The organism is Paenibacillus cellulositrophicus (genome assembly GCF_009363095.1).
Classification (GTDB): Bacteria; Bacillota; Bacilli; order Paenibacillales; family Paenibacillaceae; genus Paenibacillus_AQ; species Paenibacillus_AQ favisporus.
In genome coordinates this window covers 5,882,025-5,905,574 of the sequence record NZ_CP045295.1, presented here as the reverse complement: position 1 = coordinate 5,905,574, position 23,550 = coordinate 5,882,025, and the positions used below count along the sequence as shown (strand labels likewise).

General features: G+C 53.6%; 22 protein-coding genes. 3 read left to right on the top strand and 19 right to left on the bottom strand.

The window, feature by feature from the left end; translation table 11 throughout:
* Positions 1-112: 112 nt before the first annotated feature.
* The 3 genes from GCU45_RS26885 to GCU45_RS26875 form a co-directional block, all read right to left on the bottom strand.
* Positions 113-511 (bottom strand): DUF3147 family protein, encoded by a 399-nt coding sequence (locus GCU45_RS26885; protein WP_152401876.1) that lies wholly within the window; start codon positions 509-511, stop codon positions 113-115.
* Positions 512-526: 15 nt separating this feature from the next.
* Positions 527-889, bottom strand: a complete 363-nt coding sequence (locus GCU45_RS26880; protein ID WP_152403362.1) for a DUF3147 family protein — start codon at positions 887-889, stop codon at positions 527-529.
* A 97-nt stretch (positions 890-986) separates the two neighbouring features.
* Positions 987-1,301: a hypothetical protein gene (locus GCU45_RS26875; RefSeq protein WP_152401874.1), complete on the bottom strand. Its 315-nt coding sequence runs from the start codon at positions 1,299-1,301 to the stop codon at positions 987-989.
* A 331-nt stretch (positions 1,302-1,632) separates the two neighbouring features.
* Between GCU45_RS26875 and GCU45_RS26870 the strand changes: the two genes are divergently transcribed.
* A complete protein-coding gene (locus tag GCU45_RS26870) occupies positions 1,633-1,911 on the top strand; it encodes a hypothetical protein (RefSeq protein ID WP_152401872.1) in 279 nt (92 codons plus the stop codon).
* A 24-nt stretch (positions 1,912-1,935) separates the two neighbouring features.
* On the opposite strand, the gene GCU45_RS26865 is transcribed toward GCU45_RS26870, so the two are convergent.
* The 3 genes from GCU45_RS26865 to GCU45_RS26855 all read right to left on the bottom strand — a co-directional run bounded on the left by GCU45_RS26865 (position 1,936) and on the right by GCU45_RS26855 (position 4,611).
* Positions 1,936-3,291: a serine hydrolase domain-containing protein gene (locus GCU45_RS26865; protein ID WP_167527239.1), complete on the bottom strand. Its 1,356-nt coding sequence runs from the start codon at positions 3,289-3,291 to the stop codon at positions 1,936-1,938.
* Positions 3,292-3,433: 142 nt separating this feature from the next.
* The gene (locus GCU45_RS26860; protein WP_152401868.1) at positions 3,434-4,222 is read right to left on the bottom strand and encodes a hypothetical protein; all 789 of its coding nucleotides are present in this window, start codon (positions 4,220-4,222) and stop codon (positions 3,434-3,436) included.
* On the bottom strand, positions 4,219-4,611 hold the full coding sequence (locus tag GCU45_RS26855) for an NIPSNAP family protein (RefSeq protein ID WP_152401866.1): 393 nt from the start codon (positions 4,609-4,611) through the stop codon (positions 4,219-4,221). Before GCU45_RS26855 ends, GCU45_RS26860 begins: the two co-directional genes overlap by 4 nt.
* Positions 4,612-5,002: 391 nt before the next feature.
* Between GCU45_RS26855 and ant(6) the strand changes: the two genes are divergently transcribed.
* Entirely contained in the window at positions 5,003-5,857 is an 855-nt protein-coding gene (ant(6), locus tag GCU45_RS26850) for an aminoglycoside 6-adenylyltransferase (protein ID WP_152401864.1), read from the top strand.
* A gap of 75 nt (positions 5,858-5,932) precedes the next feature.
* Here the strand turns inward: ant(6) and mmsB are convergent, their stop codons facing one another.
* The 6 genes from mmsB to GCU45_RS26820 all read right to left on the bottom strand — a co-directional run bounded on the left by mmsB (position 5,933) and on the right by GCU45_RS26820 (position 14,187).
* Positions 5,933-7,102: a multiple monosaccharide ABC transporter permease gene (gene mmsB / locus GCU45_RS26845; RefSeq protein ID WP_152401861.1), complete on the bottom strand. Its 1,170-nt coding sequence runs from the start codon at positions 7,100-7,102 to the stop codon at positions 5,933-5,935.
* Positions 7,086-8,636: a multiple monosaccharide ABC transporter ATP-binding protein gene (mmsA, locus tag GCU45_RS26840; protein ID WP_152401859.1), complete on the bottom strand. Its 1,551-nt coding sequence runs from the start codon at positions 8,634-8,636 to the stop codon at positions 7,086-7,088. The genes mmsB and mmsA overlap by 17 nt, the downstream gene beginning before the upstream one ends.
* A 50-nt stretch (positions 8,637-8,686) precedes the next feature.
* Positions 8,687-9,772 carry a multiple monosaccharide ABC transporter substrate-binding protein gene (chvE, locus tag GCU45_RS26835; RefSeq protein WP_076168834.1) on the bottom strand — a complete coding sequence of 362 codons (1,086 nt, stop codon included), beginning with the start codon at positions 9,770-9,772 and terminating at the stop codon, positions 8,687-8,689.
* A gap of 281 nt (positions 9,773-10,053) precedes the next feature.
* Entirely contained in the window at positions 10,054-11,268 is a 1,215-nt protein-coding gene (locus GCU45_RS26830; RefSeq protein ID WP_152401857.1) for a response regulator, read from the bottom strand.
* Positions 11,268-13,190 carry a cache domain-containing sensor histidine kinase gene (locus GCU45_RS26825; protein WP_152401855.1) on the bottom strand — a complete coding sequence of 641 codons (1,923 nt, stop codon included), beginning with the start codon at positions 13,188-13,190 and terminating at the stop codon, positions 11,268-11,270. The genes GCU45_RS26830 and GCU45_RS26825 overlap by 1 nt, the downstream gene beginning before the upstream one ends.
* Positions 13,180-14,187, bottom strand: coding sequence for a substrate-binding domain-containing protein (locus GCU45_RS26820; protein ID WP_152401853.1), 1,008 nt, complete (start codon positions 14,185-14,187; stop codon positions 13,180-13,182). The genes GCU45_RS26825 and GCU45_RS26820 overlap by 11 nt, the downstream gene beginning before the upstream one ends.
* Positions 14,188-14,585: 398 nt before the next feature.
* Between GCU45_RS26820 and GCU45_RS26815 the strand changes: the two genes are divergently transcribed.
* Complete coding sequence (locus GCU45_RS26815) at positions 14,586-14,975, top strand: hypothetical protein (protein WP_152401851.1); 390 nt, start codon at positions 14,586-14,588, stop codon at positions 14,973-14,975.
* Between the two features lie 615 nt (positions 14,976-15,590).
* Here GCU45_RS26815 and GCU45_RS26810 read toward each other — a convergent pair.
* From GCU45_RS26810 to GCU45_RS26780, 7 genes are all read right to left on the bottom strand, one after another.
* Positions 15,591-16,202 carry a DL-endopeptidase inhibitor IseA family protein gene (locus GCU45_RS26810; protein ID WP_152401850.1) on the bottom strand — a complete coding sequence of 204 codons (612 nt, stop codon included), beginning with the start codon at positions 16,200-16,202 and terminating at the stop codon, positions 15,591-15,593.
* 69 nt (positions 16,203-16,271) lie between these two features.
* Positions 16,272-17,594, bottom strand: coding sequence for an alpha-galactosidase (melA, locus tag GCU45_RS26805; protein ID WP_152401848.1), 1,323 nt, complete (start codon positions 17,592-17,594; stop codon positions 16,272-16,274).
* Between the two features lie 58 nt (positions 17,595-17,652).
* Entirely contained in the window at positions 17,653-18,522 is an 870-nt protein-coding gene (locus GCU45_RS26800) for a carbohydrate ABC transporter permease (RefSeq protein WP_152401846.1), read from the bottom strand.
* 83 nt (positions 18,523-18,605) lie between these two features.
* On the bottom strand, positions 18,606-19,988 hold the full coding sequence (locus GCU45_RS26795; RefSeq protein WP_167527238.1) for an ABC transporter substrate-binding protein: 1,383 nt from the start codon (positions 19,986-19,988) through the stop codon (positions 18,606-18,608).
* A 22-nt stretch (positions 19,989-20,010) separates the two neighbouring features.
* The gene (locus GCU45_RS26790; RefSeq protein ID WP_244364289.1) at positions 20,011-20,955 is read right to left on the bottom strand and encodes a carbohydrate ABC transporter permease; all 945 of its coding nucleotides are present in this window, start codon (positions 20,953-20,955) and stop codon (positions 20,011-20,013) included.
* Positions 20,956-21,127: 172 nt separating this feature from the next.
* Entirely contained in the window at positions 21,128-21,916 is a 789-nt protein-coding gene (locus GCU45_RS26785; protein WP_076168852.1) for a helix-turn-helix domain-containing protein, read from the bottom strand.
* Positions 21,917-22,103: 187 nt separating this feature from the next.
* A complete protein-coding gene (locus GCU45_RS26780) occupies positions 22,104-23,531 on the bottom strand; it encodes an alpha-L-fucosidase (RefSeq protein ID WP_152401842.1) in 1,428 nt (475 codons plus the stop codon).
* Positions 23,532-23,550: the final 19 nt, after the last annotated feature.

Here is a 23,550-nt window from a genome sequence, read left to right as displayed (position 1 = left end):
GCATGACTTTATTGTAAAACGGCTGGGCACCCTGCGCTGTGAAAAATGTCACACCAACACGGAAACGTCATGCATCCCTGCGCATGACTGATCCATGACGCAAGTCGACCATTTACACATGCTTTGTCTGTTTTCGCGGCAGCCGGTGCAAGTGCTGGTTTTTTTGCACTTTCTCCCTCACCTTCAGCAGCGCAAACGAGCCGGCAAACCAGCCTATAAGTCCCAGCATCAGGCTGGGCCACCAGGCGCCGGTTATTTTCAGGGCATACCAGACCGTCACGACACAGACAGCGCAGCCGGTCATCCCGTATACCGAACCTCTGGCAACCGCGGCCGCCTTTTCCGAGCCCTGGCTGAGGCCGACCATCAGCACGGCGACGACCATCACGGCGGGAAACGCCGCAAAAATACCGCCAAGCGCCTTCCAAGGCAGCAGGGCCGACGCCATATAGCTCAATACGACAGCCAGACCGCCCAACACGAACCGAAGAAGCAGCTCCCGTAATTTCATTTCATGTTTCCCCCTTTACAAGCTGAACAGCACATAGGATATCGTGAACGAAACGAGCAGCCAGCCGCCTACGGACAAGGTCAGCCCCTTCTTCCATCCTTTGCTGGTGCACAAGTAACCTGCCGCCGCGGCGCACGCCACATTAATCGCCATTCCGATCAAAGCGCCTTGGGACAAATCCATCGAATGGGCGACCAGTTCACGGGCCCCGTAATCGAACCTCATCGTCAGCAGCGCCGCCAGAAAAACGGCGGGAAACGCGGCAAAAATGCCACCGACGGCTCCTCCCGCGCGTTTGGCAATAAGCGATGCCACCACCACGGCTGCGCCTCCCAGAAGGAACCGCAGCAAAATGCCTATCAGCGATAGATGAGCCAGAGCCATGTCCAATCTCCCCTGTCTGTTTTGTGAAAATAATCACTAACTCAACCGAAACCATCATAGCACAGGGCTGGATCAGGTTCTGTAATCTGCATCACAGCCGTGCCCAGGACAGGAATAAAATGCATATCCATGCCAGCAGCTCTTGAATACGAAAGCTAGCGCCGAAATCGCCGATGCTCTGCCGTATCTCTGTTTCGGGCTGCTCGAGGCCGTAGGCCTCCCTTAGCCGCTTCGCTTCCTCATCTGAAAGCTTGGGGGATACAGCCGGGCTTGTGACGACGGATATGGGGTGTTTCTGAGGTTTCGTTCCTTCCCATGACGATAAATCCGAAGCTCGAACCGCCTCCGAGTTTACCGGAAGCCAAAGGGCGCAAATCAGCATCAAGGCAAAGATTTTTGGGATCATGACAACTCTCCATTTACGAAAGGTTAACGTCTGTGACGGCTGCAAGCCGCCATCTTGAAACTATTATAATCATAGACGAGCTCTGTGGCACACGGAATCTATGAAAAAAATCGATCCTATCAGCTTTGCCCCCGAACGACCGCCGTATTGCCGGCATAAGCACTAAAAAAGATCCTTGGCATGATCGCCAGGATCTTTTTATCCACTGCTTCCTCAGGGTTTCACAGGTTCAGCAGATTTTTGCTTGTTAAAGGCTTATCGAACTAGAGACAATTCTAGTTTAATTGTGGTAACATTTAACAAAAATAGAATCGGAGGATTTCACCAATCTATGCTAAAGTACATCGCTTTACCTTTGATCTTTGCCGTTTGTTTTGTTCTTATTCAAACCGGCATCCAGACGGGCCTCGGCATGTATATGACCAAAAAACATACAGCCAACATGATGGCCGCCTATGATCCAAACGGTGCGGAACCCTTGCCGTCCACGGTTGAATTCGGGTCCGACCGTCCGTGGATTACGCCGCAAAAAATATCGGTGTGGTTGATCTCTCTCGTGATTTCGGCCGCCGCTGCGTTCCTGTTTCACCGGCTTGTGTTTAAAACATGATGGCGGCCGCGGCCACGACGACGATCAGGATCGCGCAATAGAATCGGCAAGCTGATCCTTCATCAAACGCAGCTCTTCATCGTCCGGATCCAGCGCTAACGCCAAATCAACGATGGCCGCGGCTCCGTCCGGTTCCCCGCCCCGAAGCAGTCTGCCGGCAATGCCCTGAAAGCCGAAGTCGAACTCGTACGGTACATAACCGAGCTTGGAGCGCTGCTCGCCGCCCGCCTTGTATACACTCAGGGCCGAGTCTATTCCTTCCGTGGCCAATATGCCGGCGGCATGCATCGTCAGCGAATGCGGAATCACTTCGACCTGCTCCCCAAGCAGCACATCCAAGATGGCGTTGTTGACCTGATGGAGTCCAAGGTAATCGGTATTGAACATGAGGGTCACTGCGATTCCAGGTTCGGGGAGGATGACCAGATTGGAACGAAATCCCGTGTCCGATCCGCCGTGCGCTTTCGCTTCCAGCCCCTTATACGGTCCCATGAACCAGCCCAGGCCAATGTTCCGGTAATAACCGAAATCGTCAGCTGGCGCATGGCTTCGCCACAGCTCCTCAATGCTGGATGGCTGCAGAATTGGTGCGGTGCCCCATTTTCCCCCGTTTAAGTAAGCCGCCGCGTAGCTGCACGATTCCGCCGCACTCGTCAGCAAGGTGGAGCTGGGCCCATGCGCCCGGTTATACGGATAAACGCGGCTGACCTTGGCTCCAAAAGAGGAGCCCATCCCCATAATGTGCGGGGCGGCAAGCAGGCCCTGGTCTGCATCCGGCATCGTATAAGTGCTCGTTTCCATACCAAGCACATCCAAAATATGCTCCTGCATGTACTGTTCAAAGGAAACCCCCGAGACCTTCGCGATGATATCACCGAGAATCTCAAAGGCTATGTTGCTGTAAGCATATGTTCCCTGGCCGGGATCCCATAACAGCTCTCGGTTCGATACGCTGCGAACGTAACGCTCCAGCGCTCCTGCATCCAACTGAGGCCGATCCCATTCATAATCATCCTCATCCGGCATTCCTGAGGTATGGGTGAGCATGTGCCTGATCGTGATATCCCGATAACGCCTGTCCTCCAGCCTGAAGTAAGGCAGGTACGCCGTCACTTTCTCATCCAGCTTGATTTGTCCGCGTTCCACGAGCTGCATAACCGCCGTAGCCACATAGGTTTTGGAAATTGAGGCCATGTGAAACAGCGTGTTCTCATCCACCGGGGCTCCGGTCTCTTTACTTTTCACACCAAATCCTTTGGCATAGACAGGCTCGCGATTGTACACGATTCCTACAGCCATGCCCGCCGCCGCGCCATCCTGCGCGATATAATCATTCAGCAGCTGGTCCAGCCGCTTCGTTATTTGCTCTATGTTTGGCATCCTATAGCCTCCATGGATCGAATATTTGTATTCTGTTGTCAGCAACCTCATACGCTTACCAATGGAAGCACCGCCTTCCTGGATTTAACATCTTCAGCGTATCACCTCGGGAAGGGGGCGGCAATGTACAGCACAGCTATAATTAATTTTTATTATCGATGGCCACCATCCGCTTATTGGCCAAATCCAACCGGTATAACACATCATGGGTGTCTTCTTCGGGAGTCCCGGCTCCGATCGGGGGATGGACCACCAAGCGGTCGTTTTCAATGTGCGGGAAAGGCTCTATTTCCGAATACACAAGCGTGCCGAAAGCATGCCCCTTTTGCATGACTTTTAAAGCTGTGGCTTCGCCGCTGCGGCGGTCGATCGCAAACACGTAGGCCTCCATTCCATGACCCGACTTATACTGAGGCGCAAGAAAGTAAACATCCGCGTCTTGGAAACGTACCTGCTCGAAAGGAAACTTCTCGTCAGTGGGTCTTACAAATAAAAAGGCAGGCAGGTCCAGTAACTGAGTATCTTCCTTCCCGGCTTGCCTGTAAACGATGGAATAGTCGGCCTGAAACGTCAGGTCCCCTTCCCGTCCGTAATTGCTCGGAACCGCTAAATGCCCCCGTTCCTCCCTTCCTTGGGAAATCATGAGAAGAGTCCCTTGCCGGGTCACGGTTTCTGCACGAACCACTCGCGTATCCGAAGCCGCGTCAAGCACAACCGATCCCGAAAGGAACGATTTCGGAAATCGGCTGACCCGTTCAGCCGAAGTGTCCGGGGAAGAAGTGGATGGCTGCTGCATACCTTCGCCAGGGTTGTCATCCGTCGATGAATTCTCAGTGGGTAATGCGTTATCCGGTAGATCGTCGCTTTGATTACAGGCGAGCAGGAAACCGAATAACAACATCGATGCCATCGTTAATGGAACTTTCCTCATGTCGCTCTTTCCTGCTGCCGCCCGGCCGATTCCGAATCCGCCAATCCGTCATGTTCAACCGTAGATAACAGCTCCTCATTTCGGACCTCTAATAGATACTCCTTATACACGCGGTCCCTTCCGCCATGCTGGTCGTACCAGTTCTGTATCCGCTGTACGTGTTCCTTGTCGCTTCTTATTTTAGCCTCAATTTCCTCGTACTGATCGCGGCTGTCATATTCCCAAATCGCAAAAATTTCGGTTGTGGATTCATCACGAGGCACCATCCATCTTCCGATCAGGCGGGTGCCGTGCTTCATTTGATTCGGTAAATTGGTTTCATTAAAATGGCGGTTGAAAACGTCCACGAATTCATTTTTCACAATGTAAAATTTTCTGCGGTAAAACATCCGTTCACTTCCTTCCACATTATTCAACCCAAACTTTTCGATCCTCCAAATGCTGAAATTCGATCCAAAGACGATCGTACTGCTCTTTTAGCTCTTCTCGCTGCGAACTGTCTCGTAATAAGGCCATTCTCCCGCCTCCTTCGACTCGTCTATGATTATAAACGCCTCCCGGAGTGCAAACGTTATGTTGTTTTTTGCTGGGGCATGCCTTTTATTTATGGTAAAATAAAACATTATCGTTCAAGAAACGGAGGGCCATGACTTATGGAAAAGCGGCTGGATAAGTTATAACGTGCCTCAGGCCGAGAGCGCTGTTTCCTTCGGATTCGCGGACCGCCTTCCTTCAAGGATGACATTGCAGACCTAGAAAATAGGGGAGGTTGAAGGCAAAATGCGAAGTGAGCAAGAAATGATGAAGCTGCTTTTGGATTATGCAAAACACGATGAACGGATTCGATTGGTGACCCTGGAAGGATCGCGCACCAACACAAATATCCCTCCGGATGCATTCCAGGATTATGACATTTCTTATTTTGTAACCGAGATGGATTCGTTCAAGGAGCATGACGGGTGGCTCGACTTTTTAGGGAAGCGTATCATGATGCAAAAACCTGAGGATATGGAGCTGTTTCCGCCGGAACTGGGCAATTGGTTTTCCTATCTAATTCACCTGGAAGACGGCAATAAAGTCGACTTGACCCTGATTCCATTCAATGAGGTGGAGAACTATTTCTCCCAAAGCGACGGTTTGGTCGAGGTGTTGCTGGATAAGGATGCTGTCATTACAAATGAGGTGATCGCGGATGACCGCCAGTATTGGATTAAGAAGCCTACGGCCAGGGAGTTCGACGATTGCTGCAATGAGTTCTGGATGGTATCCACTTACGTAGTCAAGGGATTGGCGCGAAAAGAAATCCTGTTTGCCATCGACCACTTGAACGAGATCGCCCGGCCCAATTTGCTGAGGATGATGGCTTGGCAAATTGGCTCTGAGCACGGGTTTACCTTTAGCGTAGGAAAAAATTATAAATTTATCGACCGTTACCTTCCCGTTGAAGATTGGGAGACTCTGCTGTCAACCTACGCGGAGAACGGGTACGAGTACATGTGGAAGTCTTTATTCACTTGTTATGAGCTTTTCAGAAAGTATTCCAAAGCGGTGTCTAACCGTTTCGGATATCCGTATCCCGATTACGACGAAGCCATTTCAAAGTATACGGAAAATATTTATTCAGCATGGAAGTAAACGAGACGAACCGCTATTAAAAAAGGCTGGCATCCGGGGGATGCCAGCCTTTTCCGTTAAACTGCTTCAAAACGATCACTTCAGAAAAGTCACTTTCTTCTTATTATATATATCGAAGGCTACGGCCGCCAAAAGGACAAGACCCTTAATCCCCTGCTGCCAGTCGACCCCCAGACCGATGAGCGACATCCCGTTGTTAAGCACGCCCATGACGAGGCCGCCGATAATGGCGCCGAAGACCGTTCCGATGCCGCCCGTCGCCGATGCCCCGCCGATGAAGCTTGCGGCGATCGCGTCCAGCTCAAAATTGGTGCCGGCTCTAGGCGTGGCCGCGTTCAGGCGTGCCGCAAAGATGAGGCCCGATATGGCGGCCAGCACGCCCATGTTGACGAAGACCCAGAACGTCACTTTTTTCGTCTTCACGCCGGACAGGTCCGCCGCTTTTTCGTTGCCGCCGAGAGCGTAAATATGGCGTCCCATCACGGTTTTGTTCATGACGAACGAGTAGATGATAATGAGCACCAGCAGCAGAATCAGAATGTTCGGCAGCCCGGCGTAGATCGCAAGCATAAAGGTAAATGCGTTGATGATGGCCGCAATGACGACGAGCTTCAGGATGAACAGTCCGCCGGAAACCACTTCAAAGTTATATTTCTTTTGCGCTCTGCGGTCGTTGAGCTCATTGACGATATAGATGACGGTGAATAGAATACCCGCCAGCACCGCCACAATATTCGTTCCGGAACTGCCGAAATCCGGAATGAAGCCGGAGCTGATCTTCTGAAATCCGTTCGGAAACGGCGCGATGGACTGCCCTTTCAGCACGATCATCGTCAGACCGCGGAACAGCAGCATGCCGGCCAGCGTGACGATAAACGCCGGGATTTTTACATAAGCGACCCAAAAGCCCTGCCAAGCGCCGATCAGCGCACCGACAACCAGGGAGGCGATAACGGCGACAACCGGATGCCAGTGCAGGTCAACCATCATAATGGCGGCCACCGCACCGACGAACGCGGCGATCGAGCCGACCGACAGGTCGATATGCCCGGTAATAATGACAAGCACCATCCCGATCGCCAGGACGAGAATGTAGCTGTTTTGCAAAATCAGATTGGTAATGTTAATCGGCTTGAGCAGCAGGCCGCCCGTAATCATTTCGAACAAAATCATGATGACGACAAGGGCGATGATCATCCCGTACTGCCGGATATTATTTTTAAACAGTTTAACCAACGTTTCCATGCTTGGCCCCTCCAGTCTTGGTCATATATCTCATCAGCGTCTCCTGCGAAGCTTCTTCACGGCTCACTTCGCCTGTGATCCGGCCAGCGTTCATCACATAAATGCGGTCGCAGATCCCTAGAATTTCCGGGAGCTCGGAAGAAATAACGAGGACGCCTTTGCCCTCATCGGCCAGCTGATTGATAATCGTATAAATTTCGTATTTGGCTCCCACGTCGATTCCGCGCGTCGGTTCGTCGAGAATGAGGATATCCGGCTCGGAAAAAATCCATTTGCTCAGCACGACCTTCTGCTGGTTGCCTCCGCTGAGATTCCCCGTTTTCTGCAAAATGTTCGGCGTCTTGATCTTCAGCTTCTTCCGCATTTCCTCCGCCACCAGAACCTCCTGCTTGTCGTCGATCACCGTGCCCTTGGCCAGCTTGGGCAGCCCCGTCAGCGAAATGTTGCGCTTGATATCGTCGATCAGGATCAGGCCGTAATGCTTGCGGTCCTCTGTCACGTACGCAAAGCCGTTGTCAATCGCCTGCGTGATCGTGTTATTCTGGATCGGCTTTCCGTCCTTGATCAGCGTTCCGGAGATGTTGCGCCCATAAGCTTTGCCGAAAATGCTCATCGCCAGCTCCGTCCGCCCGGCCCCCATCAGCCCGGCAATACCGACGATCTCCCCGCGCCGGATATGAAGATTGACCTGATCCAGCATTTTGCGGTCGCTCCGCTGTTCGTCGTACACGGTCCAGTCCTTGACCTCCAGAATCGTATCGCCGATCTTCGGCGTGCGCTCCGGATACCGGTTCGTCAAGTCCCGCCCGACCATGCCGCGGATAATCCGGTCCTCGTTTACGTCCCCGCCCTTCATGTCAAGCGTCTCGATCGTTTGGCCGTCGCGCAAAATCGTGATCGAATCGGATACTTTCGACACTTCGTTCAGCTTGTGGGAGATGAGAATGCAGGAGATGCCCTGCCGCTTGAATTCAAGCATCAGCTGGAGCAGATTTTCGCTGTCGTCCTCGTTGAGGGCCGCCGTCGGCTCATCCAGAATGAGCAGCTTGACCTTTTTGGAGAGCGCTTTCGCAATTTCGACCAGCTGCTGCTTGCCGACTCCGATATTGCCCACGGGCGTGTTCGGGTTTTCCTTCAGTCCGACTTTCTCCAGCAGTTCTTTCGCTCCCGTGATCGTTTCATTCCAGTTCATGATGCCGCGGCTCGACCGTTCATTGCCGAGGAATATATTTTCTGCAATCGACAGATACGGGATCAGCGCGAGCTCCTGGTGGATAATAACGATGCCGAGCTCCTCGCTGTGCTTGATATTTTTAAATTCGCAGGTTTTCCCTTTAAATAAAATCTCTCCGTCATAGGTACCTTGCGGATAAACCCCGCTCAGCACCTTCATCAGCGTCGATTTGCCCGCCCCGTTCTCCCCGCACAGGGAGTGAATTTCGCCTTCCCGGATTTTAAGGTTCACGTTGCTCAGCGCCTTGACGCCGGGAAACTCCTTCGTAATGTTCCGCATTTCCAAAATGTATTCCGACATGTGAGCTTCACCTTCCCCTCGCTTCGCTTATGTTGTTTCCGAACTCCGGACTACTTCAGGCCGATTTCCGCCTTAGTGTAATAACCGGATTCCACCATCTCTTTCTCGACGTTCGTCGCATCGACCGATACCGGCGGCAGCAGATAAGCCGGCACGACTTGGATGCCGTTATCGTAAGACTTCGTATCGTTGACTTCCGCCTCCTGGCCCTTCAGGATGCTCTCTGCCATCTTGACCGCCTGCTCTGCCAGCTTGCGGGTGTCTTTGAACACCGTCTGCGTCTGCTCCCCGGCGACGATGGACTTGATGGAAGCAAGCTCCCCGTCCTGGCCGGTGATGATCGGCATCGGCTTTTTGGCCGTGCCGTAGCCGACGCCCTTCAGCGAAGAAATGATCCCGATGCTGATGCCGTCGTACGGCGACAGCACCGCGTCCAGGTTCGCGTTCGAGTAGTTCGCGCTGAGCAGGTTATCCATCCGGGATTGCGCCAAGGCGCCGTCCCAGCGGAGGGTCGCGATCTGCGCCATCGTCGTCTGCTTGCTGCGGACGACCAGCTTGCCGGAGTCGATATACGGCTTCAAAATGGACATCGCGCCGTCGTAGAAGAAATAGGAGTTGTTGTCGTCCGGCGATCCGCCGAACAGCTCAATATTGAAGGGGCCTTTCCCTTCCTTAAGACCTAGCTTCTGCTCAATATAGGAAGCCTGCAGCACGCCGACTTTGAAATTGTCGAACGTCGCGTAGTAGGACAGATACGGCGTGTTCCGGATCAGCCGGTCATAGGAGATGACTTTAATCCCCTGATCATGCGCCTTCTTGATGACGTCGGTCAGCGTGTTTCCGTCAATCGAGGCGACGACAATGACGTCAACCCCCTTGGTAATCATGTTCTCGATTTGCGAAATCTGGTTCTCAACCACATCCTCCGCAAACTGCAAATCGGTCTTGTAGCCTTTTTCCTGGAACAGCCGCTCCATGTTTTTGCCATCGTTCACCCAGCGCTCGGACGATTTGGTCGGCATCGCCAGCCCGACATAGCCCTTGCTTTTATCACCGGCTCCGCTCTCGGCCAGATTGCAGGCGGTCAGGGCCATCAGCATCGCGACCATCAGGAGCGCTAACATTGCTTTCTTCATCGGTACGTTCTCCTTTCCGGTATGCCCAAGGTCGAGAGCGCTTACATCCAATGGATCGTAAAGCCTCTCTGTACTTCAAAGGATACATGCTGACCCGCGCCGGGGTCTTTCCACGGATCGAACCTTTTTTATAAATTTCAAACCTTTGTTGGGATCATCGCCAGAGGGTCATGCGAGGGTAAGACGTCGGTGATGGTTATAAGGGCAAATAAAAAACGACCGAAAAACTTCGGTCGTCGGTCGTTAGGTTTATAATGATGCCGCCTGCTCCTCCCGGGCCTCTACACTTCCTGATACGCGTCGCCGCGCCGGTACCGGTTGGGAGAGACGCCCATCACCTTCTTGAACGCTGTGCTGAAGTAATGTTGGCTGTCGTAGCCGACCTGCTCGGCAATTTCGTAGATGGTCAGGTTCGTCGCGTTCAGCAGCTGGATCGCTTTGCGGATCCTCGTCTGCGTCAGGAAGCCGACGAAGGAAGTCCCCAGCTCCTTTTTCAGCATCCGGCTCAGATAAACCGGCGATACCTGCAGGCTCTCCGCAAACGACTCCAGCGTAAGTTCGGGCCGGTCGTAATTGTCGTGGATGAGCTGCCGGGCCCGCCGCACCAGCGGGGACAGCTGCGCGTCCCGGAACACCGCCTCCCGGCAGGCGTCATACGCGGCCGCCATAGCACCCGGGCCTTCCGGCACCGCCTCGATCTGGCAGTGGACGGTGATTTTCAAATATTGCTGCACCGCCGATTCAATATTCGCGGCCATTTCCAGCGGCGCGTTATTCCACAAGCAGATGCCGATCAATTCCGTATGTTCCCGGAATACCTGATGGTGCGTATTCTGCAGCAGCTCCGAGACGATGTTCTCGATCGCGAACAAATACAGCTGTCTCTCGCTCTCTTTCATCAGCGTCTGGTTTGAGGCCGTCTCCGGCCATCTGACGATCCCCAGCTCTACCGGGAAACCGGCAGGCAGGCCAAGAAACTCCAGCTGCTCGAGCGCGTTCCCGTCATCCACCAGCCCCTGAATCCACTCCTGGCAGAAGCGCTGCCGCAGGAGCGGGATGTTCCGCTCAATCTGCTCCGAGGCCTGCTTCAAATAGTGGCTCTGCACCTGCTGCTCATCAAGCTCCTGCTTGACGCTCTGCAGCACCTCTTGCAAATGGCCGCTGTTGACCGGCTTCAAAATATAATCCTTGACGCCGAGGCGGATCGCTTCCTGCGCGTAGGCAAATTCGTCATGCCCGGTAATGATGACAAACCGGCACGCCGGGCGCTCGGCCTTCAGCCGCTTCATCAGCGTCAAGCCGTCCATGATCGGCATGTTCATATCGACCAGAACGATGTCGACCGCTTCGCGCAGGGCAAACTCAAGCGCTTCCTCCCCGTCCTCCGCTTCGCCGGCGACCTCCATGCCAAGCGTCTCCCAATCCACCGAATCCATGATGCCTTCCCGGATAATCGGTTCATCGTCCGCAATCAGTACCTGATATCGCTTCTTCATTAACGGTCTCTCCCATCTTGTACACGTTGCACCGGGACCGTATGCAGCAGCGGATGCTCGATCATCACGCTCGTGCCCGTGCCTTCCGTACTCTCGATGCTAATTCCGTATTTTTCCCCAAAAGTCAGCGCAAGCCGCGCCTGGACGTTCAGCATGCCGTAGCTGCGGCTGGCCGGTCCACCTTCTTCCGGTGGATGATCCATGGCCGCCAAAGGATCTTGAAGCTGGTGGCGGAGCGCATCTAGCCGCTCCTGGGACATCCCCGCCCCGTTGTCCTTAACAAGGAGGCGCAGGACGCCGCCCTCCACCTCAGCCGATACCCGTATGATGCCCGGGCCTCGGCGTGCCTTAATGCCGTGATAGATGGCGTTTTCAACGATTGGCTGAAGCACAAGCTTAAGAACGTACAGCCCTTCCGCTTCCTTGGGCAGATCCAGCTCGTAGGTGAGCCGGTCCCGGTAGCGCGTCTTTTGAATCTGCAAATAGCTGGAGATATGCGTCCATTCGTCGGTCATCGGAATGATGTCATCCCCTTTGCTGAGCCCGATCCGGAACAGCCTGGACAGCGACTCCACCATATCGGACACATCGTCGGCCCCTTTTTTCTTAGCCATCCAATGGATCGTATCCAGGGTATTGTATAAAAAATGCGGCTTGATATGCGCCTGCAGGCTGCGCAGCTCCGCTTCGCGCTTCTGCCGTTCCCGAAGCTCGCTCAGCTTCAGCAGCTTGCGGATTTCGGCCAGCATCCGGTTAAAGCTGCGGCCCAGCATACCAACCTCGTCCTGTCTTCCGCCCCAATACCGGATCGTCAAATCCCCGGATTCGGCCTTCTGCATAAAGGCCATCAGCTGGCGGATCGGCCGGGACACGGACTGCGACAGCGTATATGAGGCCGTCAGGCCGAACATGCAGACGACAAACAGGAAGCAGATGACGTAGAAGCGGATTTCCCGCACTTCGCGGACCGCTTCGCCGCTGTCGAATACGCCGATGGTCCGCCAGCCTGTAAAAGACGAGGTGCCGTAAATAAACTGCAGCCGCCTGCCGTCGACCTCATGCCTGAACATGCCGCTGTCTTCCCGGGGAATCCAGGATGAAGGAATGTCCCGAACCAACGGTTCATCCGGGGTGTAGATGGCCGAGCCGTCGGCATCGGTTACCATCAAATACCCGTTTTTACCGAGGGTGACGTTCCGGACCGTGCTGGCCACCGCCCGCAGCTTCAAGTCGATCAGCACAGCTCCGGTGACTTTACGCGTATCCGGATCAACAAAGGACCGCACGACCGAGATCAGCTCATCGTTGGCGTAATGCACATGCGTCGTGACGTTTCGCTCAGAAGGATGCCCCAGCACTGTAAAAATCCCTTCGTGTCCTGCAGCCTTCTCATACCACGAATCCCGGGTCAACTTGGCCGGCGTCCGGGCATACATTTCGTTGCTGATGTAGTCGCCGTTGTGGTTCACGACCAGGATGGCGGCAATTTCCGGATACAGCGTCGTGAAGCCCTGCAGATACTTCTTCAAGGCGTACACTTCCCCGTTTTGGTCATTAATCTGCGGGCGCTGCGCTTGTCCGGCAACTCCTCCGGCGGCACTCGACCCTTCAGCGGCGATCTGCCCATTCAGGAACCGGTTGATGGCCGGGTCGAAGCCGATCAAATACGTAATGTTCTGCAAGTTTTCCATATCGTTATCAAGCGTCTGATTGACTTTGCCGATGAGCTGCACCGTGTTCGCCGTGACCTGCCCGTCGACGATCCGGTTGACCGTCCAGTTGACCAATGCGCCGAGCGCAATCGACGGAAGGATACCTACCATCAGAAAAAGGATGATCAGCTTGTACCGCAGCGGCAGATCACCGAACCGGGTCCACTGCAGCAGACGCTGCCGCCAATTGTTACGCAGCTTATTTCGCATAATAATCCTTCACATTCTCGCGGGTAACGATCGTAATGCCGGTATCCACCCGCGGCGGCAGCGGGGATACGTCGTTGCCCAGCGTTGGTGCGGGAACGGTCAGCCCATGATGAAGATGGAATAAATACTGCAGCGACCAGTAGCCCATATTCCACGTCCCCTGCGCGATCGTCGCTGAAATCGTGCCGTCGGATATCCGGTCCAGCGTCTCTTTATTGGTATCAAACCCGATGATCTTCACCTTCCCGGTCCGATTCGCAGCGATCACCGCGTCCGCCGCCCCTGTGCCGCCGCTGGCTTCCGTCACGAAAATGCCTTTAAGGTCCGGATGCTTGCCCAGCATGTCCGCGGCTGCGGCCTTAGCGATCATGGCGTCGCCTTTTCCTTCCTTAACGTCAACCACCGACATCGCCGGATACCGGCTTGCGATCGTTTCCTTGAACCCTGATGTGCGGTCGCTGTGGTTTTGCTGGCCGGACTGCGTGATGACGCCGACCTTGCCCTGCCGGCCGACGATTTGCGCCATTTTATCGGCGGCCGCCACACCCGCATCGTAGTTATTGGTCGCAAGAAAAGAATACGCTTTGCTGTCCGGGGCGTCCGAGTCGAACAGGACGACTGGAATGCCCGCGTCCACCGCCTTGTTGATCGTCGCGGTCAAAGCGTCGGAATCGATGGCCGACAGCGCGATGCCGGCAGGCTTCTTGGCAATGACCTGCTCGAGCACGGTGATCTGCTCCTGCACGTCGTACTGGGTGGCCCCGTGGTATTCGACGGACACGCCGAGGGCGTCGCCTCCATCCTCGAAGCCTTTCACAATATTTTTCCAATATTCCATTCCGGATTGGAAGGTCACCATCACATAGTTCTCCCCGATGCTGCCGTGCAGCCCGCCGTCCGGCCATGCAGAAGAACGCTTGTCATCCATCCGGTACATAAATACATAGACGCCAAACGCAATGATTAGTACCAGGTAAACCATCATCATCTTCTTCATTTGCGTTTCCCCTTGTCACAGTCTGCTGAACTCTATGGAATCGGTTACATTATAGCACAAGGCAAACTTTTGGGAAGCGCAAGAACTTGCCAAATATCCGTATCACTATCTTGCAGCACAGCCTGTTACTGTCCATCGGCAAACCCTTGATGATCCCCTCATTTCACGGAATCGCCAATAGATATTGGGGGAAGCTCGTGAGCTTTCCGTTGTTTTTATCTCTAAAGTGAAACCGATCCGGGAAGCAACACGTAAAATCTTTAGGTACGGTTATAGAACCTTTAAGGTTTTCCTCAGGTTTGCTGTCTATAATGACCTTAGGCTGAAGATCTCACATACCCCATACCTGTTCACACAAATGACCCGTAACAAAATACATGAAAAGAGGATTTTTAACCATGAACATAAAGCGAGTGATGATTGTCGGAACGATGGTCGTGATCATGTCCTTTGGAAGCACCGCGTTAAGCGCCTCCATCACAAGCGCAAGCCCGGCCGCCAAATGGGCCGCTACCGGCGTAAAGGATAAAGACGAGCTGCTGGAAGCTCTCCACCAGGACTCCGACGAGGAACTGTATGAAGCGCTGTATGAGGGCAAGTCCCTGCATGACATCGCCGCTGACCAAGGAGCGGACATCCAGAGAGTCATCGATCTGCAAGTATCGCAGCTGACCCGTCAGCTGGATGAGCGCCTGCGCAAAGGAAGCATCAGCACCGATCAATATGCGGCGCACAAGGCTGAACTAAGGGAAATCGTCGAACGAAGCGTCCATACAACATTCGGGTAACTGGAGGTACATACGACCGTCCAACGTTTTGATGGTCATCCGGGCGCTCCGATACGGATCCGGCGTTCACACATGGAGAATAACATGATTCTCCACAGCCAACGGAAACACAATGCTCGAACGAAATTCAAACGAAAACGGATAACGAAATTTGTAAACCAACCTGGACGCGTTGTCCAGGCTGGTTTTTTAATAAGAAAAACGTCTATCGACGTACCTTCAAAGAAGACAGACCGCGTTTAAAGGTGATTTTTCTTGCAATATCAGGAGGCAATAGCTCTGGAGTTTATACATTCTGATATTATAAGAAAAACGTCTATCGACGTACCTTCAAAGAAGACAGACCGCTTCTAGAGGAAGTTTTTCTTGCGAGATCAGGAAGCAGAAGCTCCGAAACTTATACTTTTCTGATCTCTTAAGAAAAACGTCTATCGACGTACCTTCAAAGAAGACAGACCGCGTTTAAAGGTAATTTTTCTTGAAATATCAGGAAGCAATAGCTCTGGAGTTTATACATTCTGATCTCTTAAATAAAGACCCCGCCGGCGCCCGGCAGGGTCTTCGTCTGTTTCCTCTTCCCTCAATGCATATGGAACTTCGAAAGTAGAGATCCTACTAAAAAATCGCATGCGGGGCGGTGCCCACTCTCCAAAATTGCCCAACTTTCTCAAACTTGACCGTCACGTATGCCGGGCCCTGAAGATGCTCCGGGTAAGGAACGCTAAGCTTATACACGCGCTGTGTATCCGTCATGCTGAGCAGTTTGGCCGTTGCCTTATCGAATTCCAGAATGTTGCCGCCATCGGCGTTCAGCTGGGCCAAACGACCATCATGAGAAATGAAATATTTGTCCACAAAATAGGCCGCTGCCTTTTCCGTATATACAGACTTCAAATAGTTCATCAGCTTCTCCCGGGTTCCGATATCATCGGACAAGTACCGGTACTGCCGGCCACCGACCTCGAATGTGTCCCCTAATCCCTTGCCGCCGCCCAGGGCATAAAAATACCGCTTTTCGGCTTCTATGATTAATGGCGTGACGCTGGTATGGTTCAACTTGCTGATCTTGGTCGCGTCGGTCACGACGACCTTCTCTACTGTTTGTTCCGGCACTTGCGCCGGAGCAGTCACGCTCCCCGCCGGAGCCGCTCCGGCCGCAGCGGCCAGCAGGCTCGCTCCCATCAAACCGGCTGCTAGTGTAAATCCAATTTTTCGATTAAGTTTCATCTTGTATTATCGCCTCCACCCTGTTAAACGAAACCAGAATGGAAAAAGTTTCATCCAGGAAACGATAAGCTATGATTTGAAATGTTTAAACTGCGGCAAATATTCGCGATTGGCTTCAAACATCTCATCAACCATCGATTTGATCTCAGCCAGGCTGAGGACCGCGGAAGTCAGCGGATCGAAGCATACCGCATGGAATACTTTCCGCGGATCGCCCGTAAGCGCGCCTTCCACAGCCATCTCTTCGCAGCGGGCGCTTATGTTGGTCAAGGCCGCCAGCTGATCGGGCAGGGCTCCCACATGAATCGGCTCCAGCCCTCTTTTCGAAGCCAATACAGGGACCTCAACGCAGCAGCCGTCCGGCAAATTATCGATCAGGCCATGATTACGGACGTTGCCGTTGAATTTAAACAGGGTACCGTCCCCGATCGTAGCGTTAAAGATATACGCGGCGTACTCTTCGCCGCGGTTTAAATCGACAGGCTCTTCCATCCAGCTCCGCATCTGTTCCTTCCAGCTGCCCTGCCTCTGTTCGTAGCCTTTGATAATATACGCGTATTCACCGGGATTCCAGCCCTTGCCGTTCGTGCAGTATTTTTCAATCAAATCCGGCCGCTTTCGGAACCAAGCATTGTATTCAGAGTTATGGCCGCTGGATTCCGTGACGTAATAATCCAAGTGAAGGAACATTTCATTTCGGACCTGCTCCTCATTGTAAATGTCCGGATGATTCATCGCCTCCCGGATGAGCGGATACACGTCTTGGCCGTTCCAGCGAAAATCCAGGTAGAACGCCTGATGATTGATGCCTGCGCAGAGATACGTGATCTCCTCTTTAGGCGCCCCGATCCACCTGGCCAGCATCGATGCTGTTCCCTGCACGCTGTGGCACAGACCTGTCACAGTCACGTTCGTTTCGCTCTGCATCGCCCTGCACAGCATCGCCATCGGATTCGTATAATTCAGAAATACCGCCTCCGGACAGTATCGCTCGATATCGCGGCAAATGTCCAGCATCACCGGAATCGTGCGGAGCGCCCTGAATATGCCGGATGGCCCGCGCGTATCTCCGACATTAATGTCCACGCCGTATTGTTTCGGAATCTCGATGTCTTTCCGCCAGATGTCCAGGCTTCCCGCCAAAATCGTGCAGACGACTCCGTCCGCACCGTCGAGCGCTCTGGTCCTGTCGGTATACGCCTCAACTTTCGCCGGATAGCCTCCGGCCGAGATGATTTTCTCCACCGTCTTCTTCGCAAATCCGAGACGCTCCTCGTTAATGTCAACCAAAGCGATGATGCTGTCAGCGAGCGCAGGAAACGTAAGCAGGTCGCGAACGAGGTTTTTCGTGAACACGAGACTGCCTGCCCCGATAAATACGATCTTCTTCACTGCCGAATTCCTCCCTTTGATCAAGCTGCATGCGGCCAGAACCCCGGCCAGTCAGCTGTCAGCCTTTGATGCCTGTTGTCGAAATCCCCTGAATAAAGGTCTTTTGGGCAAAAAAGAACAAAATGATAATAGGCAGCGTCGCAACGGTGGAAGCCGCCATCAGCATCCCCCAGCGCGTGCCGTATTGACCGATAAACTGCTGTAAACCAAGCGATACGGTGTACATTTTCTCGTCGCTCAAATAAATTAACGGTCCCATAAAGTCATTCCAGTTGTTCATGAACGTAAATAACGCCACCGTGGCAAATGCCGGACGGGCGAGCGGGAGAATGATCTGCCAGAAGGTCCGGAATTCCGAACAGCCGTCGATCTTGGCCGCCTCGGATAGTTCCTGCGGAATCGTCAGAAAAAACTGCCTCAGCAGAAAAATAAAAAACGCACCGCCTAAAAATGCCGGGATAATGAGCGGTTTGTAGCTTCCCACCCAGCCGATCTTTTTGAAAATGACGAAAATCGGAATCATCGTGACCTGGGAAGGCAGCATCATCGTGCTGAGCATAATCATGAACAGTACGTTCCGTCCGGGCCATTGGATTTTGGCAAACCCGTAAGCCACGAGGGCGGAGGACACGCAGGTGCCGACCATTGCCCATATGCAAATCGTTAACGTATTGAGGACGTAAGTACCGAACGGGACAAACGTTAGCGCTTCCGGAAAATTCGACCATAGGAACTGATCCGGAATCCACTCCGGCGGCCATTTGAAAATTTGCGCCTCCGGTTTGAGCGCGGTGGACAGCATCCAGACAAAAGGAAAAAGAAAGGTGATGCCCAGCAAGATCAAGCAAACATGGGCGATCAGCTGTTTAAAAACGCCTTTCTTTGTTCTGCTTAAATTCGTGGTTTGCTGTGCGTTGATTTCAAGCATCTCGGGCCTCTCCTTTCACGGTTATGAAGGCAGGAGGAAGGGGTAACCCCGAATTGGATCCCTTTCCTCCCTGCCCTTATCCGTTATTTGCCTCCGGCTTTGGCTATTTCTTCTTCGACTTCTTTCTGCAAGGTTTCCAAGGCCTGCTTCGGATCTTTGTTTCCCGTCATGACGGACTCTTCGGCTTTTGCCGCCCGGTCCCAATAATACTGCTGCACCGGAATGACAGGTGTGATCTTCGCGTTGGGGCTGCCGAGCAGATCGACGAACGTTTTTCTGGCCGGAATTTCATTCATGAAGTCCTGGTAAGCCTGCTTCTCCGTAATCTTTGGCGATGGCGGGATCCATCCGCCCTTGGTCAGCATTTGCGCCGCCCAATCTTCGTTATGGTAGCCGGTCAGCCACAGGATGAATTCCCACGCCTCTTTCGGATGCTTGGCTTTTTCCGGAATGATGTTAAAGTTTCCATTGACCCAGGTCGCGTCCGGCTTTCCGGTTCCTTCCGGGTAGGGCAGCGTCATGACGCCGTACTGAAGGTCCGGTGCATAATTTTTCAGGTCTTCCAGCCTCCACATGCCGTCCATCGCGAACACCTGCTTGCCGCTGAGGAAAGACCACGCCGAGTTCACGTTGGAAGACATGCTTTTGTTAAAAGCGGCGACTTTGGTCGGATCGTATTTTTTCGCGTAAGACTGAAACCATTCCAATGTGGCAAGGTTGTTCGGATCGGTTGCCGTCGGCTTGCCGTCCTCATCCGCCCATTTCCCGCCGAAAGCAGTGCTCCACTGGGTAAGCCCGCTCGGCATATAGCCGACCCGCTGGATGAATCCTCGTTTATCCAGTTTCCACAATTTGTCCTGCATTGCATCCAGCTCCTGGATCGTGGTGGGCGGTTTTTCCGGATCGAACCCTTCCTCTTTCAAAATATCCTTGTTGTAATACATCGCCAGCGTATTCATCGAAAATGGGATCGCATACATTTTTCCCTTGTACGTTCCAATTTCCTTTACCGTAGGGTACATCCACTCGCCCAAATCCGGCGCGTCGGCTTGGATGTACGGGTCCAGTGAAGCGATGGCTCCCTTTTCCGCCCACGAGGGAATGATCTGGTTCCATTGCGTCATGACGTCGGGCGGATCCCCGCCGGCCTGTGCCGTCAAAAATTTAGCGTTGGCATCGCCGGTAATGGAGAGCGCGGTCACGTGAATGCCGGGATGCGTCTGATTGAACTCATCGACCAGGCTGTCGATCAGCTTCTTCCAGTCACTCGTCCACATATGCCAATATGTAACTTCTACGGCTTTTCCGTCGCCTTTCTTCCCGGGATCGGAAGACGGGGCGGACGTATCTTCCTTCTTGCCGTCCTGCCCGGCTGCCGGAGTACCCGGTGAGGAACACGCTATTAGACCGGCAAGCATCAGCATGATCAGCACCATCGATAAGAACGGTTTGAGTGTTGACTTCATTCCATGCACCTCCGATATCGTTTTACCTTTCCCCGCCATAGAAAACCCAGCGTGCCGAGCTCTTAAATACCAGCAGCGTGACGGCCATAATCAGCAGGAACAAAATCCATGCCATAGCCGAGGCATACCCCATATGGAAGTAAGAAAAGGCGTTCTTGTACAGATACAGCGAATAGAACAGCGTAGAATCGTTGGGTCCGCCGGACGTAATAATGTAGGCCTGCGTAAAATACTGAAAGGAACCGATCAGGCCCATAATTAAATTGAAGAAAATGACCGGACTCAGCATCGGCAGCGTAATATAGACGATTTTTTGCCACCATACCGCCCCGTCGATCTGCGCCGACTCGTACATTTCCTGCGGAATATCCTGCAGCCCTGCGAGGTAGATGATCATCGCGCCGCCGACGCCCCACAGTCCCATCACGATCAGGGCAGGTTTCGACCATGCCGGGTCGACCAGCCACCCGGGACCCGCAATGCCGATGGTATCCAGCAGGCCGTTGATCAGTCCGAACTGCGGGTCGAACAGCCACAGCCACAGTACGGAAGAGGCCACAACCGGAACGATGCTGGGCAAATAAAAAATCGTCCGGTACAAAGCCATTCCTTTAACCTTCATGTTCAGCAGCAGCGCCAGCGCCACGCCGAAGACGATGCCGAGCGGAACCGAAAATAACGTATAGTACATCGTGTTGGTAATCGATTTCCAGAATAACGGGTCTTTGAATAACTGCACAAAATTATCCAACCCTACCCATACGGGCGAACTGACCACATCGTAGGTCGTAAAGCTGTAGTACAGGGATAGCAGAAACGGAAGCAGCGAAAAAGCGGCAAACCCTGCCAGCCAGGGTGAAACGAACAGCAGACCGTTCCGAAGATTCACTTTTGCGATTTTGCTCATGGTTCCCTTGGACGAACGGGCCTGAACAGACGGCCGAACCTCTGCACTTGAACGGGACAAGCAGACACCTCCTAGCCGATTTTTGCGGATTTAGCAGATTTCCCCTCCTTTGACAGCGTTTCCTTAAACGTGCAAGCCTATTTTATAAAGGGACGCTCTCGCTGTATTTATAAAAAACATCACAAGTTTTACGATTATCGCTGAACATTTTCCGAAGACAGCCTGCGACTTTTCACCCGCCCCTTCTTCTTTGCTCTTTCCTCCATGCGGTGGGAGACATCCCCGTCTGTTTTTGAAACCAGGCGGAGAAGGCATGAATATTGGGGAATCCAACCCCGCTCGCGATTTGCTGAACCGTCTTGTCGGAGAAGGTAAGCAGCATTTTGGCCTCGGACATCCGGTACTGCTGTAGATATTGCTTGGGTGAGAGACCGTAAGTCTTTTTAAAACAGGAGCGCAGCCCGCTCTCCGACATGCGGATCATCCGCGCCAAATCGGTCACTCTCATTTCTTTGTCCAGGTTGGTGCGGATATACTCGGCAATAGCATCCAAGGTAATTCTGGAATCCTGTTGTTCGATGCGGTCCAATAAAAACAGCATAAATAACTCGACCCACGTTTTTAACAACCGGTTAAACAGCTGATTCGGTCGGACGGACGTCATGTGGAGCCACACGCTGAACAACTTCTCAAAACGCTCCAATGCATAATGGGCCAGGGGAAACAGGTGCAGCGATTCTTCATTTGTCATTTGAAAAAATAACCGTTCGAGCTCATGCGACAAATGGTCAACCTGCAGGACGGCGAAGCGGATCGGTGTAACGGAGCTGTAGTCGTGGGGTACGCCGGGGGTGATCAGGATGACGTCCCCCTCCTGAATCGAAAAGACCTGGTCTTCAGCATAGAACACACCTCGTCCGAAAGTGACCACGCAGATTTCGAAATGGGGATGCACATGCGTGCCCATTTTCCATCCGGAAGGGTACGTTACGAGATCGGTGTACAGTGAAGATCTATCCAATACGAATATCCCACCTTCCATGATTTGAAATTGTTGGTTCGAAGTTCATTAACATTATACTGAGGCGGGAATGTCGGATAACCGCAAAAAAACTCCCCGATGGACAGACCCTATACGGGCCGCCTCAGCGAGGAGTTTAATAAGTGTGCATAGTATACGATTGAAAAGAAGCTATAATTGTTCCGCTCTATGGCTGCAGATAGATCCGAATGGAGGAAATCTGCGGACACCACCGGGACTCCCGGATTTGAAGCCGGATATAACGGCTCTTGACGGCGGTAAAACGGCAGATCCGCTTGTGGCCGATAACCGTACCCGCATATGCTGTTTTCCACGTGTCCCCATCCAGATACTCGAGTTCAAAGCGCTCAACCCGCTGGCTGTACCGGTATTCCTGCAGCACGACGTGGTCAAAGGCGGTCTCCCTTTGCAAATCCAGCGTGAGCGAAGCCTGCTCCGTGCCTTCGGGCGGCGCCCAGTACGTGTCCGGTTGTCCGTCAAGAACATGGTCTGCCTGATTGCCTTCTGCCTGGACGGATGCCTCCACTGCGGCCCCTGCAGCCAAGTCGGTACCAAACGTGCTGCGGATCCGGTCCCCCAGCTCCTGCAGGCGCCGGACGTCCCGCTCATGAATGAGGCCGCGCCGGTCCGGCGGAAGGTTAAGAAGGAACGTCGCGTTGCCGCCGACCGATCCATAATATACGTTCATCAGCTCATCCAGCGATTTGACCTTGTCATCTTCGGAGGCGTGGTAGAACCAGCCCGGACGGATCGACGTGTTAACCTCCGCCGGGTACCAGACCAGATCCTGCTCGTGTTCGATGACCGCCCGGCTGCCCAGGTCCTCGTCCTCCGACCGGTAGCTCCGGGCAAACGTAGGATCGTCCTCCTGCTGCGATTTCGCCTGGATTTTCTCGTTATCCCGCAGCGACGCAGGCACGACGCTCCACTCCGATTCCCGGCAGTGGCCGGCTTCGTTGCCGCACCAGCGGATGTCCGGACCGCAGACCGAAATCGCCGCCTCCGGCTGCAGCTCGCGGATCAGCGCGTAGTAAGCGTCCCAGTCGTACACCTGGCGCTTGCCGTTCGGCCCTTCGCCGCAGGCGCCGTCGAACCAGACGCAGAACACGTCGCCGTAATGGGTCAGCAGCTCCCTCAGCTGATTGGTAAAATATTCGTTATACGCCGGCGAATCGCCGTATGTAGGCTCATGCCGGTCCCAGGGAGACAGGTAAATGCCGAAGCGGATTCCTTCCCTCCGGCACGCCTCCGACACTTCCCGGACCACATCGCCCTGCCCGTCCTTCCACGGGCTGTTCTTGACCGAGTGCTCCGTATACCGGCTCGGCCAGAGGCAGAAACCGTCGTGGTGCTTGCAGGTCAGAATCAGCCCCTTCATCCCGGCTGACTTGATAGCCGCCACCCATTGGCCGGCATCCAGCTCCGCCGGATTAAAGATAGCCGGATCCTCCTTCCCGTCCCCCCACTCCCGGTCCGTAAACGTATTGACCGTAAAATGAATGAACGCGTAGAACTCCATCTCCTGCACGGCCAGCTGCCGTTCGGTCGGCTGAACCTGTGCGGCGTAGCGGATCCTTTCGGTCGTTACCATCATGAAATGCCCTCCATCCTGG